Here is a 16,177-nt window from a genome sequence, read left to right on the forward strand (position 1 = left end):
CCACAATAAAAAATTTTTACACTTTTTTTTGGGGGTAAGGGTATGACCCGGCTTTCTTGATTGTGCTAGTATCGTGCACTGAACTTATATGTAGAAAAATAAACTATTATGTTTCAGCCTGTTAGCCTTTATATAGGGCTCAGATACAGCCGTGCTACCAAGGGTAATGGGTTTGTGTCTTTTATTTCGTTTTTTTCCATCGCCGGAATAGCGCTCGGCCTAATGGCGCTCATTACGGTCAGCTCTGTGATGAACGGATTTGAGCAAAGCCTTAAAAATGCCATGCTCGATTTGATCCCCCACGTGCAGTTGCACAAGTCGTCGGACGAACAAGCGGGAGATGCATCCAAGTTGTTAGCTCAGCTGAGCGTGTTGCCTGAGGTCAGGCGGGTGACACCTTATGTGACCAGTGACGTAATCTTACAAACGAATAAAGATCTAGTTGGCGTGCGCTTGCAGGGGGCTTTCTCCGATTACCCGTCGGCACTTGAACCCCATATTGAAGCTGGCAGCATTACGCAATTCAGTGAACAGAAATATCAACTGGCATTAAGTCGCTACCTGGCCAATCAATTGGATGTTCGTTTGGGGCAAAAAGTCCGGGTGATCATGCCGGATATCAGCAGTTATACGCCGATGGGACGGGTGCCCAAGCAGCGATTGTTTACCGTTGCGCTGATCTACAACACTCACAGCGAAGCTGATGTGAATCTCGCATTTGCGGATGGGAAAAGCTTACAGCGTTTGCTCAAGCGCAAACCGACCGATTTTGACGTCAGTATTACGTTAAAAGATGCCTTCGCGGTCAATGCATTCAAAACTGCACAAGCACCGCTGTTGTCCGGGCTGAAATATTCAGACTGGCATGTGCAGCAAGGCGCATTATTTGCTGCGGTGGCAATGGAAAAGCGCATTATGTCTTTGCTGTTGGGGCTGATAGTGATTGTGGCTGTGTTTAACATTGTTTCGGCGTTGTCGATGATGGTCAGTGAGAAGCAAGGTGAAGTAGCTATTTTGCAAACTCTCGGGCTGGCTCCGGGTGCCATTGCGCGCGTCTTTATGGTTCAGGGCTTGTACAACGGCGTAGTGGGTACACTTATCGGCACAGTATGTGGTTACCTGCTGGCAAGTAATATCAATCAGGTGCTGGCACTGAGTGGGCTATCTCTGCTCGGTGGGGCAGAGCTGCCAGTCAGATTCGACTGGCTAAGTATGAGTCTGATTGTTGCAACCAGTCTGGTGTTGAGTTTTCTGGCAACATTATATCCGGCGTTTAAGGCCGCAAAAGTGCTACCTGCTGAGGTGTTAAGATATGAGTGATTTAGTGATTGAATGTCAGGGTCTGAATAAGGCCTATGATGAAGCGGGCCAGCAGGTTGAAGTGCTGAAAGGGGTTGACCTGACACTGGCTCAGGGAGACATGTTGGCGATTGTGGGGAGCTCAGGTTCGGGTAAAAGTACTTTGCTACATATTCTTGGCACGCTGGATACAGCAAGCAGTGGCTCGGTGCACATTAAAGGCACGGATGTGGCCAGCTTGTCGCGTCGCAAACAGGCCGACTTTCGTAATCAAAACCTGGGTTTCATTTATCAGTTCCATCACCTGCTGATGGATTTTACGGCGCTTGAAAATGTCGCGATGCCATTGTTGATATCGGGTCAGCCACCCAAAGCGGCACATGCACAGGCTGAAGACATGTTGGGTAAAGTCGGTCTGGCTCATCGTGGTGGCCATCGTCCGTCAGAGCTGTCCGGGGGGGAGCGCCAGCGAGTGGCGATAGCACGCGCACTGGTCACGCGTCCGTCACTGGTCCTGGCCGATGAACCAACCGGTAACCTGGATAAGCAAAATGCCCTGAAAATTTATGCGCTGCTTAAGGAGCTGAATCGGGATTTAAAAACCAGCTTTGTGGTGGTAACACACGACTTAGAATTAGCCGCAAAACTGGGCCGAGCCGTTGCATTGGACGACGGTGTGTTGGTCGAACAAGCGTTACATAGCGAGGCTTAATGCAATGCTGAGTGTGTTTATCAGTAACCGGTTACGCGCGTCCAAGCATCAGGCAGGTTTGATTGGGTTTTTGAGTAAATCGTCAACGCTGGGCGTGATGCTGGGGGTCGCGGTGTTAATTGTTGCTTTGTCTGTGATAAACGGATTTGAACAGCAGCTGAAATCCCGCTTATTGTCTGTGGTCCCGCATGTTGCCTATCAGGCGCCTTATGAGCCTATCTCTAGCTGGCCCGACAAAGTTGCTCTGCTAGAGGCGCAGCCAGGCATAGTGGCAGCAGCGCCGGAAATATCGGTAACAGCCATGGTCCAGTTTCGTGGAGAGCTCAAAGCTGCACAAGTGAAAGGTGTTGATTTCCTTTCCCATCACAAAGTGTCGGATGTGGGCCAGTTTATAAACGATGTTGCACTGGCCTCGTTATCTGGCGACGATATTGTATTGGGTCGCCATATTGCGGCTGAGTTGGGGTTAACGCGCGGTGATAAACTCACGCTGTTAGTGGCAAACCCGCAGGCTGACTCTCCACTGGCGGCACCCAAACGACTGAATTTTGTATTGGCGGGCGTTATTGACATGGGTGGGCCCATCGATCGCTCTTTGGCCCTGGTGTCGGTGAATAGATTGCAGCAGGCGATGGGACTGGCGGAGGATGAAGTAACCGGATTGCGCGCAAAAGTTGAGGATGTGTTTGCCGCGCATCAGATTGCGATGTCTGCGGGCAGGGCGTTACCTGATCTGGTCTATGTCAGCAGCTGGTTTCGCACCCAGGGTAGTCTCTATCAGGATATACAGATGGTCAGAACCATTGTCTATCTGGTGGTATTTTTGATCATTGCCGTGGCCAGCTTTAATATCGTGTCGTCCATGGTGATGGAAGTAAAAGAAAAGCAGGCTGATATTGCGATTTTAAAGACCATGGGTGCAAAAGACAGTACCATTTTTGCCACTTTTGCTATCCAGGGTGTGAGCTATGCACTCATTGGTGCCCTGGCGGGCCTGTTTATTGGCATTTTGCTGGCGCTGAATATCTCGGATTTATTTCGCGCCTGGGTTGAGCTGGAAGGAGACAATCCGTTGCAGGGCGTCTACTTTATCGAGTTCTTGCCCAGTCAGCTGCATTGGGTGGACGTAGCGGCTGTATTGTCAATTACCCTGGTGATTGCCGTATTGTCCTGTCTTTACCCTGCCTGGCAGGCCGTGAAAGTCGATCCGGCCAGAGTCCTCGGGGGCTAAATGCGAGTAACGCCTTCTCAGAGCGGGCGTTACTCTTCAAAATGCAGATAGCTGGACTTATCGGCTACCACATACTCAACAAAATCAGTGATGCTCAGTGGCTTGCTGTAATAATAGCCTTGCACATATTCAACGCCCTTAGCCTTAGCGTATATCATCTGATCCAGTTGCTCTATGCCTTCTGCAACCAGAGGCTTATCGAGGTTTTTTGCCAGCGACACTATGGAATTAAACAGAGACTGCATTTTTCCGTCACTGACGACATGGGTCACAAAGGCCCGGTCAATTTTAATTTCATCGAAATGCAACTTGCACAAGTAACTCAAGCTGGAGTAGCCGGTGCCAAAGTCATCAATCGATATCATCAGTCCCGCGCTTTGCAGCTTTTGTAAAATCTCATTGATATAATTAAAATTGTCAATCAAAGCTGACTCGGTGAGTTCCAGTTTTATCTTAGCCGGATTGAGCGACAGCCGGTCCAGCGCCTGTAGCAGCCGGGTAGTAAAGTTGACGTCGAGGATTTCCACAACGCTGATATTGATGGCAAAACGAAACAGGCTGGCTTCAACTTGCTCCTCTGTGAGCAGGGCCTTTAACACGTTAATTTGGCTGAGTGTAAAGTGCGTGAGTTTGTTGATTTCCCCGGTACTTTCTATGACAGGAATGAACTCAGTAGGCGGAATCGGCTGACCATCAAGCTCCCAGCGCATCAGGCATTCAGCGCCAATCAAGCGCTCAGTTTTGGTGTCATGTATTGGCTGAAAGACGACCTCAAAGCAGTCCGCGAGGTTGCCCTTATACAGGGCACTACGCAAACCAGTCTCGATTTTATTTTGCCGCTCAATCTGCTTTGCCAGCGTCTCTTTGAATTCGACCAGACGATTATGATCAGAGAGTGAATCAAAGGTGGCCATTTCTGCTTTGTTGAGGCTTAGCTCATGGTCGTCATCAGGCTGCTCTTTATAATAGCCAAGTGAGACATTACTGTAGAAACTGTTACCATTAAAATTGAAGGGTTCATTCAGCTGTTTGTATAGCGTTTCTATATTGATGGGCACAAAATGCGGGATAAACACACAATAACAATCGGAAGAGTGTTTAGAAAAAATACCCTTGTCGAATTCGCCCTGAAATCGTGCCAGGATTTCCATAAAGACCAGATTGGCCACGCCAATATTCCACACCTCGGAAATACGTTGAAAATTACAGATGCGAACACAGCATATGGTGCCCTGATGCGATTGCTCTTTGATTTTACTGATAAAGGCATCCCGATAGAGTAATCCTGTATGGGGGTCGCGAATAGCCAGCTGTTTATTAAGACGTCTGACGGAAATGAGCTCTTCCATGGGTTCCAGCCGGACATAATGGAGGTCTTCCTGTCTGAAGCTGTATAACCTCACCCAGGTAACGCTGCTGTTATCTATGCTGATGCCCAGCTCTATCTGGTCAAAGATAGGGTCGAACAAGATCTCAGAAATACTGAGCTCTTTAAAGTCTTCATCAATAAACACCAATTTTTGTGACAGGATATCACCGGGCTTTAAGTCCAGCATGCGTTCAGCCGCTTCAGAGAGGGTGATGATCTGGCCCTGCTCATCATAGCTGAGATAGGCAATGTCCAGAAGTTGAGTCAGTTGCTTTTTCATACAGATCACCCAAGCGCTTTTTGGATCTGGTAAGGGAGGTTACTTAGCGCGTAGATCTTGTCGACGGCCCCCCTCGCGATGGCTTCTTTTGGCATGCCAAATACCACACAGCTGGCTTCACTTTCTGCAAAAGTGATGGCACCTTTTTGCTTCATTTCCAGCATACCACTCGCCCCGTCGTTGCCCATGCCAGTTAAGATCACGCCAATGGCATGGTTGCCTACCGATTGTGCAACAGATCGAAACAGCACATCGACCGAAGGCTTATGGCGACTGACAAGCGGTCCGTCGCGTATTTCTAAATAGTAGTCCGTGCCCTGACGTTTTACCAACATATGCTGGCCACCTGGCGCTATATACACATGGCCCGGGCGGATCCTTACAGCGGTCTGTCCTTCCGATACAGTATGCGGGGTGATGTCATTGAGGCGTTGTGCAAACGCCGCGGTGAACTTCCCCGGCATATGTTGCACAATCACAATTGGAGGGCAATGAACGGGCAGCAGCTTTAGCAGCCGGGCGATTGCCTCTGTGCCACCGGTAGAGGCGCCAATAGCAATGACTTTCCCGGCGCTGTCGGGTGGTTGCGTGGTGTTGTGTGCTGGCAGTACTTCTTCCGTTGTATGCAATTCCCGAAACGTGCCTTCATCGAGATATTTAAGCTGGCGCACTTTGGCTTTAGTCGCGGCTTTGATGGCATCAATGATCTGCGACACGGAGTCGCTGTGCAGAAAGTCGCCCAGCCCCTGGGTGGGTTTGGCAATAACATCGACCGCGCCACAGGCCAGTGCCTCGATGGCGGTAGTGGTTTTTTCCTGCGCCAGTGCCGAGCAGATGATCACCGGCGTAGGGCGTTCCTGCATGATTTTTTTTAGGAAAGTCAGGCCATCCATTTTTGGCATCTCGATATCCAGCAAGATAACGTCCGGCCAGTTGAGCTTCATTTTTCGCTCGGCAATGATGGGGTCCGGTGCGGTGCCACTGACATTTAAGGTGCGCTCGTGGGCGATGACCTCACTCATGATCTGGCGCATCAGGGCGGAATCATCGATGATAAAGACACTGGTCATAAGGCCACCTTCTTGTAGATGCATGGGCTCAGGGTTTGCAGGCAGGCGGGTTTGTCGCGCATGGCTTCCGAGTGCCCTAAAAACAGTAAACCGCCGTGGTTTAAGCGCTTGATAATATTATTCAGGATGGCTTGTTGTTTGGGTTTGTCAAAGTAGATAAGCACATTGCGCAAAAAGATGACGTCAAACGAGAAATCCACTGTGGTCAGATTTAACAAGTTGTCTTCCTGAAAGCGGCATTGCTTTTTCAATGTTGAGATCAGCGTAAAATTATCGGCATTCTTACCAGTACCTTTCATGCAGTAGCGGATCCGGTAACGTTTCGGAATTTTCCCCACGGTGGAAATCGCATAGCGGGCATCTCTGGCCATCAGCACCGACATTTCAGAAATATCCGTGCCGATAACATGCCAGGGGCGATTGTAAAACAGATCGTCCAGGATCATGGCGAGCGAGTAGGCTTCTTCGCCGCTGGAGCAGGCAGCACTCCAGGCCCGGATAGGTGAATGCCTTGGACGATTGTGTTGATAGTAGTGATAAAGAAATTCAAACTGGGCCTGCTCGCGAAAAAAATAGGTCTCATGTGTGGTGAGCTTGTCGATGAAAATTTGTAGTTCATCTTTGCCCTCAGGCGTCAGCAATAAACGATAGTATTTACTAAAAGACGGACTGCGACTGGCCCGCAACCGGCTGGCAAGGCGACTGGCCACGATATCGGCTTTGCCTTTGCCCAGACTTATCCCGGTATGTTGTTCAAACAGTCGATTGAGTTGTTGAAATTCCAACGCCGAGATCGCCATAGTGACCTAGCGCTGACAAAACCGGGTAAAAAACTCGGCCTGCGAGGACTTCAGCTGTGTATTGATTTCACTGATATTGAGCACGCTTTTCATATCCAGCAAAATGGTGAGCTGATTATTAATCTTGGCCATTTTCCAGACGAAATGACGGGGAATATTGGCACCAAAGGAGGGCGAGTCTTCCAGCTGAGCACAGTTAATAAACTGGATGGACATTACGCTGCTAACCAGCATACCGAGCGTCATGATTTCGTCCAGGCTGGGATCGTAGAAGTCATATAGTACGATGCAGCTGTATTTGTTATAGGGCTGAGGGTTTTTCAGCATCAGGCGGTGTTGCAGGTCCAGTACAGGGATCACACTGCCCCGGACGTTGATCACGCCCCGGATCACCTGGTTGCACATAGGCACCATAGTCGTATCGGTTAGCTCTATCACTTCTTTGACCGACTCTATGGGGATGCCAAAGGTGTCGTATCCGATAGACACCAACAGAGAATGGAGCTCTTCGCTGTTGGTATTGTTGTCTGTTCGTGTGGACTCTGAATTCATCTCAGGTCTCCTTGAACTGCGCTTTGGAGTCAGCGTTGAGAGGTAGCTCAAAAGACAGCTGTGTGTGTTGTTGCTGCAAGTCGTCAAACAATTGCACGTCATCCAGGGTGAGTATCTTGGTGATATCCAGTATGGTCATCAGGTTATCCGGTAATTTGGCCAGGCCATAGACGAAGCGGCTATGAAACTGGCCCGCAATGCTGGGCACCTGATCAATCTCGTGAGCCGGGATATCCAACACTTTAGTGACCATGTCGACTTTCAGACCAACGGTAATATTTTGTGCTTTATAGTTGCATTCAGCCACAATGATACAGGTACGGTTGGTGATGGCTTGTACCGGCTTGTTAAGCCTGACGGATAAGTCAAAAACAGGGATAACCAGTCCCCTGAGGTTGATGGCACCAATAATAAAATCAGGCGCCATGGGGATCTTGTCTACCTCAATGTATTCCATTATCTCCCTGACAATGGCAATACTGATTGAATAGGGCGAGCCATTAAGTTCAAACGCCAGATACTTATCGTGGTCGTATGCTGTAGTAGCCGGGCTGTGAATTGCGTCATTCATAGTGTATTACTCATCAAACGGGGTATAACCGTCTTCCCGGCTATGGCTGTTGTCGTGGATCATATGAGTGGGGCGTCCTTTGCTGCCACGGCCGTTATTACTCAATTTGAAGTAACTCACGGTGGAGCGAATATCCCCGGTCTGGTCCTGAACCATCTTAGCGGTTGAGGCGAGCTCCTCCGAGGCAGAAGCATTTTGCTGGGCAATTTCATCAAGCTGAGCAACGGTGCGATTGATTTCAGCAACACTGGTACTTTGCTCTGTTGATGCGGCGGTGATTTCTTGCACCAGGTCGGCGGTTTTACCGATGTTAGGCACCATTCTGTCGAGCATAGCACCGGCGTGTTGGGCGATTTTTACACTGTTGTCGGCAAGTGTACTGATGTCCTGTGCGGCAACCTGAGAGCGTTCTGCCAGTTTACGCACTTCATCTGCGACCACCGCAAAGCCTTTGCCATGTTCACCGGCTCTGGCAGCTTCAATCGCGGCATTCAGTGCCAGCAGGTTGGTTTTGTAGGCAATGTCTTCGATAATGCCAATTTTTTCGGCTATCTGAGTCATGGCCTGAACCGTGTCTTTTACCGCCTGGCCACCATCGTTAGCTTCACTGCTGGACTGCTTGGCGATGTCATTGGTCATTTTCGAGTTCTCGGTATTCATCGAGATTGAGGAGCTCATTTGCTCCAGTGATGCGGAGGTTTCCTCCACACTGGCGGCAAGCTGGTTCGAGGTGGAGCTGAGCATGCGAGAGGTGGTGCTGACTTCATTGGTGCTGTGGGCGATGGACTCAACGGACTCCTGAATATCCAGCAGAATGTTTTGCAGCCGCTCAATAAAGCCGTTAAAACTCTGCGCCGTTTGGCCGATTTCGTCATTGCCAAAATCCGGAATACGCCGGGTCAGGTCGCCTTCACCCGAGCGCAAGTCTTCTGCGGCATCCGCCAGTGCATTAATGGGGAGCACTATGCCGCGGATCAAAAAGGCGGCGGTGGCGATGGCAAGCACAATGGCAACGACCAGCAAGCCCCAGACCAGCTGGATACTGTCGCGAGCGGCAGACATCAGATCGTTGAGTGAGGTGGTGCTTTCTGCAATGGCTTCGTTGGAGATCTTTTCCAGTATTTCCTCTATTTTACTAAAAATATCATGCTCAAGCCGGTCAACATCTTTAGACGCTTGGATCTTCTGTCTGGGGTCGTACATAGCGAATATTTCTTTACCGCCGTTATAGAGCCCCAGATACATGCGTTCGATATCACCAATGGCTTTAATTTCATCAGGCTTTCTCTCGAGCGGTTTGAGTTCGGCCAGAAAGTTTGAAAAAGTCCGCGCGTCTTTTTCGAACGCGGCAGTAGCACCGACCCGACCCCGCATATAGGCATTCAGTGAATTCATCATGTCGCCTTGCTCGTCGATCAGCTCCAGATAGTAGCGTACGCCAGGTAAATCATCGTTAACCACTTCAGCAAAGTCACCACTGCTACCGGCATCGGCCACTTCTGCCTCTTTTTGTGAGTCGAGCAGGCTTTCCAGTGGCTCTGCGAATTCGCGGTTGAGGTACTCATATTTTTCGACCGCTTTTTCCTCCTGAAGGGGATCAAAGCGGTCAAAGATCAGTTCCTGGTTTTCGCTTGCATATCGGCGTACCAAGTCTTCCAGCTGACGAATGTAGCTGGTATCAACAGAGTTGAGACGTTTAAGGTCTTCCAGATAGTTAGTAAATTCACTGTAATTAGACAAAAAGTCTGCTTTTTCATCGGCTTCACCGGCAATGTATTCCAGCACATTGCTGTTCATGTCGCCAAGCTCATCGAGCATATTCAGCGCATAGATGGCTTCGGGGATGTCGGTTTGACCCACATCGGTGGCAAATCCTTCTATGCGGCCATTTTTCATTTGCACAGACACGGCAATCACCAGCAGCAGCAGCCCCATGGTAAACATGGCCAGAATGATTTTGTTTTTGATGGTCAGATTCTTAAACATCTTTATGCTCCGGTTTATCTGACTAATGCTTGAGCTCTAAGGACTCGTACATAGTAATTGCGGTGCGGATCAGGGCAGATACATCCAGAATAATGGCCACTTTGCCACTGCCGAGTATAGTTGCGCCGCTGATGCATTTGAGGCCTTCGAACAGCCTCCCCAAGGGTTTGACGACGGTCTGAAACTCTCCTTGCAATGAGTCTACGACCAGGCCGGCTCTGAGCGTGCCAAACTGGACGATGACCAGTGATTCCTTCGTGTGCTCTATTTGCTGCTCGATCCCAAACAGGGTGCGCAGACGAATAAAGGGCAGGACCTCAGTTCTGAGGTTGATGTAGTTTTTATCCTGAATATCAGACTCAGAGACCACTTCGTGCAGTTCCAGGCATTCGACTACGGTATCCAGGGGGATCACATAGTCCTCATCACCAACGGTAAACATAAACCCATCTATGATAGATAAGGTCAGCGGCAGGCGAATAATAATTTTAGAGCCCAGCCCTTTGGTACTGTCGACTTCTACACTGCCTCGCAGGCTCTCGACATTACGTTTTACCACGTCCATGCCAACGCCACGACCCGAAATACTGGTCACGGCAGTGGCGGTAGAAAACCCTGGTTCAAAAATCAACAGGTTGATCTCTTTATCCTGTAATGAGTGATCTTGATTGACCAGGCCGTTCTCTATGGCCCGGGCCAGGATCTTGCTTTGATCCAGCCCCTGACCGTCATCCTGAATTTCGATGACAATTGACCCTGAGTCATGGTAGGCCTTGAGTGTCAGCTGGCCACATGTCGGTTTGCCCGCGGCCTGTCGCTGCTCGGGTGACTCAATGCCATGATCAATGGCATTGCGAATTATGTGCATCAGCGGATCACTGACCTTCTCGACAAAGGTTTTGTCCAGTTCAGTATCGGCGCCGACAATATTGAGCTCCACCTCTTTGCCCAGCTCATCGGCCACATCGCGAACAACGCGTTTGAATTTATTGAAGGTTTCACCAATCTGGACCATGCGCAGTTTTAACGAGCTGTCACGAATGTTCTCAACTAAGCGTTCCAGCAGGGCCATGGCTTCAATCAGTGTTTCGTTACCCGTTTCGTGTGCCAGTAAGTTGGTTCGGGCACCCGTGATCACCATTTCCCCAACCTGATCGATCAATCTATCAAGCTTCATGGCTTCAACCCGAAGGGTTTTGCTCGTGTGGAGCTTATTTTTCTTCTTGCCTGTTGCCTTGGCTGGCGGCTCAGCATCATCTGGTATGGATGCTGGCTCCAAAAGCCGAGCCGGCAGGCGTGATTGTGTTAGTTTTGCCAGAGTGGCTTGAAACTGGGCTGGGTCTGGAAAGTATTTTGCGCAATCTTCAATGGCGCTGTATTGGCACCGATCTGGCGGTAAAATCTCAACCACCGCATCATTTTTTATAAATTCGAACACCTCTTCTATCACGTCTTTGCTCTGACTGGTATGAAACAACATCAAAAATGCCAGGTAACAGGACTCAGGGTCATAGGGTGTATCGGCAGTGAGTGCAGTAAAATTGGTGGCAACTTCAAGGGACGCTACTTCATTATTCAGGAAGTGAATAAAAGGGTAAGGATCCAGGCCGTTGCGCAGCACATTTTCGTTAGGGACAAAACATATAAACCAGGTTCCATCTTGCGGTTGTGTTTCGCTATCAGTGTCTGTGTTTTGTGGTGCGCCGACGATGTTGGTAATTGCACTGAATTGCTCGGTCAGCCTTGCAAGCTGGGTCAGTTGTTGCGCACTGGGCTCATTTTGGGATGCGGCGAGCAGGATCAATTCATCACATAAATCACCGGTTTCGAGATACAAAGAGAGCAGGGTTTTGCTCATTTCTCTGTTACCTCCTCGGACGTCATCGAGTACGGTTTCAGCAATGTGTGTCAGGCTCACGACATAGTCAAAGCCGAATAGTCCGGCACTGCCTTTAATGGTGTGAATGGCGCGGAAGATCGCATTGATGGTCTCTTCCTGATCCCTACTTGCTTCACTACTTTCGAGATCAAGCAAGCTGTTTTCCATCTCTGCCAGCAGCTCTTTTGACTCGCTAACAAAGGTGGTAATGGCGGCACTTAAATCCACAGACATAACTAAGGCTCGCCTGCACTAAGGTCGGTCAGGGGAACATTTAACAATGACAGTCTGGCAGTGAGCAGCTCAGATAGGGTAAGGGGGTTTATTTGAACACCTGTGTTACGGCAATAGTTAACCAGCCAGATAGCCAACTGGATCCCGGCACTGTCGAGCTCATCAACCTGGCTTAAATCCAGCGCAACCTCTTGTTTGCCAGCTAAAAAAGCGATGAGCTCTGTATGTACATCCTGTACTTCGTAGATGGTCAGCTCCGCTGGAAACTTAAAGCTCTCAGACATAATGGTCACATCATCAGTAATTTAGATACTGCCTGGAGCATTTGTGCAGGCTTGAAGGGTTTGACCATCCAGGCCTTCGCCCCGGCTTTCTTACCTTCTTCCATCATGCTCTGCTGGTTCTCTGTGGTCAGCATAATCACAGGGGTGAACTTGTACTGTGGGAGTTGTTTTACATTTTTGACGAATTCAATGCCATTCATATTGGGCATGTTGACGTCGCTGATGATGAGGTGCACCTTGTTGCCGTTAAGCTTGCTCAGTGCGTCTTTGCCATCACACGCTTCAATGACCTGATAGCCAGCACCGGTCAGCGCAATATTGACAACTTGTCTTAATGAATCGGAATCATCCACCACTAGTATGGTTTTGCTCATAACTTACCCTCATACTGTATGTCAAAAAAAAGTGAGATCGTCGACTGTATCATCGTCCCTATCATTCTTGGCTTTGCCACTTTTTGTCGCCAGAATATGCCTTTGCTCTCGTGTTGCTGCGGTACGCGATAATGCTTCACTGATCCGTTCGTGATTGAATCGAGCGTTGGCGCTGCTGCGACGCTGCACAATAAACTCATCCAGCTCTTGAGTCATAATGTCCAGGGCAATCGTAACGCTGTCCTGGATCTGATCGACGCGGTCCTGAAATTGCAAATCAACCAGTATTTCCGAGATTTTCTGCCGATTGTCCTCATTTGAGGTTTGCAGTACCTGCGCTTGTTGCTCTACGTTTTGTGACAGGGTGAGCCAGGTATCAATCACTTCATTAATTTGCTGCTGATATTTGTCGGTCAGGGCCTGGCGCTCTGCCAGTTCGCTTTCCATCATGGTCATAGAGCTTTGCATTGCCTGGGCGATAGTCTCGACCATTTTGTTTATCTTAACTCCTGTCTCGCCGCTTGAATTAGCAAGCGCACGCACTTCATCGGCAACAACTGCAAAGCCACGGCCATTGTCTCCAGCGCGGGCGGCTTCAATAGAGGCATTGAGCGCGAGTAGATTTGTTTGCTCAGCAATTTTGGCGACGTCAATTGACATTGCCTGTAACTCCTTGCTTTGCTCTACCAGTGTCTTGAAAGTCTCTGTCCGCTGTTGCTGGTTTACATTGGACTGTTCAAGGTACGTGAGGATTTGGGTTAGCTGATCACGGCTGTGCTGAGCTGTTTGCTGCAGGCTATTGGCACTGCTGTCGTCCAGACTGCTGAGCGTAGAGCTTATGTTGCTGACGAGCTGGGAAAATTCTTCCGACATATTATTTACGGCTTGCTTGGTTTGCTGCCGGGCACTGTTAATCTGATCTCTTAGCTGAGGAGTAATAGTGTGGCTAAGTTGCTCAAGACAGGCGAAGTCTGAGCGTTGCCCATCAGCGTTAGCCGAGACAACAGTGGTATCCATGATAGGTTCTTTTTCAGGGTTGCGGCAGGCGATAAACAAGCCCGCGCCAGACAGACCTGTTATAACGAAAGCGAACATCCAGCCCGCGACATACCAGGTGATGGCAAAAATCACCAACTGAATTGCGATGGAAAGTGGGAGCATATCGGTGCCACCCAGGCCACTGAAATTGTCTTATAATCCTAGTCCAGTCTTTTTATTGTGCAAATGCAAATAATCAACGCATGCTTATCTCGATTTATACGCAGAATTGAATGTGGTTGGCGCTTGCATCCGGCTGACATAATCCCTAAAGTAGTGGAAAAATAACTAAGAAGTACCCAGAATGACGAAAAAAGACACACAATTGAGTAAAGAAGAGCAGCAACATCTGGTTGCTCAGTGGCAACATACGTCGTTGCAGGCCGCTCAGAAGCACCTTGCAGAAAAAGGCATACTCGGTATGAACATCCTGGCCAAAGACTCGCGAATTTTGCCACCAGTATGTGGTATATGGAAAATAAAAGACAATAAAGGTAAAGGCTACTGGGTTATATCAGGCAAAGTCCCTACTGATGCTATGCCTGTTAGCGGCGCGGCAGATGCCCGTGCAGCACTTAAGCATTTTTCCTATCAGTGGCAAATTAAAGCGGATAAAATACTGAGCGCTGAACACATTGACAAGACGCAGAGCGAATATGCCAGTATTTTGATCCACCACGCTCATGGTTTGTATGATCTCGCAAACAAAGACCAGCTATGGGCTAATGCAGCATCGTAAAAGGCTCATAGTTCATCTCTTTTACCGGGCATTTCATCCTTTGTCTTGGAATGCCTGCTTCCATAAACACGCTTCCCTGTTTGGAAAAACCGGATTTCAGGAACGCAGGCACTTCGTCCAGAATGCATTGTACGAAGACATTTTCATAACCTTTTTGCTCTGCCAGCACACTGAGAAAGCTGATCAACGACTGATAGGCTTCCCGATTTCTGTGCGCCCGGACGATCGCAATCCGGCTTATCAAGCCATCACAACATAACCTGCCAGTACCAATCGGGCACTGATTTTCATCCCGAACCAGCACATGCTCTGCGGTTTTATCGTGCTGGTCAAACTCGACTTCTTTTGGGAGGTGAAGCTCGTAAACAAAGACTCGTTCACGGATTTGGCGCAGTTGTCCCTGAGTTTTTTGCCAACTCACTCTATCGACGTGGTAATTCATGATTGCCTCGCATCAAACATCATAATCACGCCTGACCAAGGGACCAGCCTGTATTCTTTATTATTAAGGCACCGAGCTTGCCGATGCCTATTATTGTGTGACTAACCCTTAGATTCAGGTAATTACACCCAGTCCTCAATGTAAAAGGACCCATCGTTTATAAGCGTAGTTAAGGTTTGCTTAAATTCCAAACAGTCAATACAATTTAATAATGAAGAGATAGCTGTATTACTCTGATCTGTCAGCTTTTTAACTGCTGGTAAGACCTCCAGAGGAAGGGCATAATTTTGCCCGTTCACGCTCAGAAGCACGGCCTGTGTCGTAACCTGGTACAAGGCCCTGACACCGCCAGAGCGCACCAAAATATCATCGGGTGTAATGTCGTCCAGCAAGGACTCCGCTGAGAGTGGCGGATCTAATGGTGCTAAGTCCATCTCATGTTTGGGCTCACTCAGTGTTCGTCCAAGCCACTCATCGAATATTTCACTGTCGTGTAGTACAGCCTCTAACATGGTGCGGATCTTTCCTTTATCCTGACTGCTAATCTCACCCAGAGAATCACGCACTGTCAGATCAGGGTCGTTGTAACGTTGTGTCCCCAGCTCTGAATCAATTAAGTGATCGGCGAGGCTGGAAAACAAGTCCTTTTGGTCCGGCGCTCTGAACCCGACAGAATAGTTCATCGCATTCTCAACCGCATAACCTTCATGGGGACAACCAGGCGGAATATATAAGATGTCTCCGGGTTCCAGCTCAGCATCTATGATGGCTTCAAACTGTTCTACCTGCAACAAACTCTTGTTTTGAGCAAACTGCTTCAGGCTTGCATCGGGCATACCGACACGCCAGCGCCGTTTGCCCTGGCCCTGAATAATAAACACATCGTACTGGTCAAGGTGCGGACCAACACCGCCTCCGGGCGTGGAAAAACTGATCATTAAGTCATCAATTCGCCAGTTTGGAATAAACCGAAAGGGCTCAAGTAAAGTCGCCGCCTGAGGGTGCCAATGGTCAACCGCTTGCACCAGTAACGTACTATGTTGTTCTGTAAGAAGAGAGAAATCTTCAAACGGACCATGATGTGCATCCCAGTGATTGTCATGATTAGTGACAATGCGCGACTCGATGTTTTCTTCCATTGCCAGACCGGCCAGCTCTTCCGGCGATAGCGGATCGCTGAAGTCCTTAAAGCCTTGTTTGATAAGTAGCGGTTTTTTTTGCCAATACTGAGTAAGGAAAGCTGCCTGGGTGAGGGCATTGAGAGATAGCTGATACATAAAGGGCTCCAATAAAAAAGCGAAAGTCCGGCGCTGCGCC

Annotated in this window: 16 protein-coding genes; 4 read left to right on the plus strand and 12 right to left on the minus strand. The window is 49.0% G+C overall.

Going from position 1 to position 16,177, the window contains the following annotated elements; translation table 11 throughout:
• The first annotated feature begins 108 nt into the window (after positions 1-108).
• From MHN33_RS13165 to MHN33_RS13175, 3 genes are read left to right on the plus strand one after another with little or no spacing between them, the layout of a single operon-like run.
• A complete protein-coding gene (locus MHN33_RS13165) occupies positions 109-1,320 on the plus strand; it encodes a lipoprotein-releasing ABC transporter permease subunit (protein ID WP_239398426.1) in 1,212 nt (403 codons plus the stop codon).
• Positions 1,313-2,011, plus strand: a complete 699-nt coding sequence (gene lolD / locus MHN33_RS13170) for a lipoprotein-releasing ABC transporter ATP-binding protein LolD (protein ID WP_239398427.1) — start codon at positions 1,313-1,315, stop codon at positions 2,009-2,011. Before MHN33_RS13165 ends, lolD begins: the two co-directional genes overlap by 8 nt.
• 4 nt (positions 2,012-2,015) lie before the next feature.
• Positions 2,016-3,242, plus strand: coding sequence for a lipoprotein-releasing ABC transporter permease subunit (locus MHN33_RS13175; RefSeq protein ID WP_239398428.1), 1,227 nt, complete (start codon positions 2,016-2,018; stop codon positions 3,240-3,242).
• Between the two features lie 29 nt (positions 3,243-3,271).
• On the opposite strand, the gene MHN33_RS13180 is transcribed toward MHN33_RS13175, so the two are convergent.
• Genes MHN33_RS13180 through MHN33_RS13225 form a run of 10 tightly spaced genes read right to left on the minus strand, consistent with a single transcriptional unit; the run spans position 3,272 to position 13,802 of the window.
• Positions 3,272-4,891, minus strand: a complete 1,620-nt coding sequence (locus MHN33_RS13180) for a bifunctional diguanylate cyclase/phosphodiesterase (protein WP_239398429.1) — start codon at positions 4,889-4,891, stop codon at positions 3,272-3,274.
• Positions 4,892-4,896: 5 nt separating this feature from the next.
• Positions 4,897-5,961, minus strand: a complete 1,065-nt coding sequence (locus MHN33_RS13185; protein ID WP_239398430.1) for a chemotaxis response regulator protein-glutamate methylesterase — start codon at positions 5,959-5,961, stop codon at positions 4,897-4,899.
• The gene (locus MHN33_RS13190; RefSeq protein ID WP_239398431.1) at positions 5,958-6,746 is read right to left on the minus strand and encodes a CheR family methyltransferase; all 789 of its coding nucleotides are present in this window, start codon (positions 6,744-6,746) and stop codon (positions 5,958-5,960) included. The genes MHN33_RS13185 and MHN33_RS13190 overlap by 4 nt, the downstream gene beginning before the upstream one ends.
• 21 nt (positions 6,747-6,767) lie before the next feature.
• On the minus strand, positions 6,768-7,313 hold the full coding sequence (locus tag MHN33_RS13195; protein ID WP_239398432.1) for a chemotaxis protein CheW: 546 nt from the start codon (positions 7,311-7,313) through the stop codon (positions 6,768-6,770).
• Position 7,314: 1 nt separating this feature from the next.
• Positions 7,315-7,884, minus strand: coding sequence for a chemotaxis protein CheW (locus MHN33_RS13200; RefSeq protein WP_239398433.1), 570 nt, complete (start codon positions 7,882-7,884; stop codon positions 7,315-7,317).
• Positions 7,885-7,890: 6 nt separating this feature from the next.
• The gene (locus MHN33_RS13205) at positions 7,891-9,870 is read right to left on the minus strand and encodes a methyl-accepting chemotaxis protein (protein WP_239398434.1); all 1,980 of its coding nucleotides are present in this window, start codon (positions 9,868-9,870) and stop codon (positions 7,891-7,893) included.
• Between the two features lie 22 nt (positions 9,871-9,892).
• The gene (locus MHN33_RS13210; RefSeq protein WP_239398435.1) at positions 9,893-11,983 is read right to left on the minus strand and encodes a chemotaxis protein CheA; all 2,091 of its coding nucleotides are present in this window, start codon (positions 11,981-11,983) and stop codon (positions 9,893-9,895) included.
• A gap of 2 nt (positions 11,984-11,985) precedes the next feature.
• Complete coding sequence (locus MHN33_RS13215; RefSeq protein WP_239398436.1) at positions 11,986-12,267, minus strand: STAS domain-containing protein; 282 nt, start codon at positions 12,265-12,267, stop codon at positions 11,986-11,988.
• 5 nt (positions 12,268-12,272) lie between these two features.
• Positions 12,273-12,641: a response regulator gene (locus MHN33_RS13220; protein ID WP_046003219.1), complete on the minus strand. Its 369-nt coding sequence runs from the start codon at positions 12,639-12,641 to the stop codon at positions 12,273-12,275.
• A 21-nt stretch (positions 12,642-12,662) separates the two neighbouring features.
• Positions 12,663-13,802, minus strand: a complete 1,140-nt coding sequence (locus MHN33_RS13225; RefSeq protein ID WP_239398437.1) for a methyl-accepting chemotaxis protein — start codon at positions 13,800-13,802, stop codon at positions 12,663-12,665.
• A gap of 181 nt (positions 13,803-13,983) precedes the next feature.
• On the opposite strand from MHN33_RS13225, the gene MHN33_RS13230 reads away from it, so the two are divergent.
• Positions 13,984-14,418, plus strand: a complete 435-nt coding sequence (locus tag MHN33_RS13230; protein ID WP_239398438.1) for a DUF4826 family protein — start codon at positions 13,984-13,986, stop codon at positions 14,416-14,418.
• Here the strand turns inward: MHN33_RS13230 and MHN33_RS13235 are convergent.
• Positions 14,402-14,860, minus strand: a complete 459-nt coding sequence (locus tag MHN33_RS13235; protein ID WP_239398439.1) for a GNAT family N-acetyltransferase — start codon at positions 14,858-14,860, stop codon at positions 14,402-14,404. The two genes, MHN33_RS13230 and MHN33_RS13235, sit on opposite strands and share 17 nt — an antisense overlap.
• Before the next feature lie 122 nt (positions 14,861-14,982).
• Positions 14,983-16,137, minus strand: coding sequence for a cupin domain-containing protein (locus tag MHN33_RS13240; RefSeq protein WP_239398440.1), 1,155 nt, complete (start codon positions 16,135-16,137; stop codon positions 14,983-14,985).
• Between the last annotated feature and the right edge of the window lie 40 nt (positions 16,138-16,177).

The sequence above is a fragment of the Pseudoalteromonas sp. OOF1S-7 genome (assembly GCF_022347765.1).
In the GTDB taxonomy this organism is placed as follows: domain Bacteria; phylum Pseudomonadota; class Gammaproteobacteria; order Enterobacterales; family Alteromonadaceae; genus Pseudoalteromonas.